Annotated in this window: 1 tRNA gene and 1 rRNA gene; both read left to right on the top strand. The window is 53.4% G+C overall.

Annotated features, from left to right (window positions below):
- Positions 1–64 precede the first annotated feature (64 nt).
- Positions 65–181, top strand: a 5S ribosomal RNA gene (rrf, locus tag M0651_RS23980).
- Positions 182–219: 38 nt separating this feature from the next.
- A tRNA-Ile gene (locus M0651_RS23975) sits at positions 220–296 on the top strand.
- Positions 297–307: the final 11 nt, after the last annotated feature.

The raw sequence follows: 307 nt of genomic DNA, 5'->3' as shown, positions 1-307 counted from the left end.
GCTAACTCAGGTTAGCAAAGTTACTCACTCGTTGGTCAGTTTTGAGAGTTCAAACTCTCATGCGTTTGGTGATGATGGCGGAGGGGTTCCACGCGTACCCATCCCGAACACGACCGTTAAGCCCTCCAGCGCCGATGGTACTTGGACCGAAGGGTCCTGGGAGAGTAGGACGTCGCCAAGCGCAGCCCATTTTTGGGTTCACAAATAAATATCTGTTATGGGCCCTTAGCTCAGCTGGTTAGAGCGCACCCCTGATAAGGGTGAGGTCGGTGGTTCGAGTCCACTAGGGCCCACCATATTCCCATAA

The organism is Paenibacillus mellifer, assembly GCF_023195895.1.
GTDB classification, from domain to species: Bacteria; Bacillota; Bacilli; order Paenibacillales; family Paenibacillaceae; genus Fontibacillus; species Fontibacillus mellifer.
This window is presented reverse-complemented; position numbering and strand designations above follow the sequence as displayed.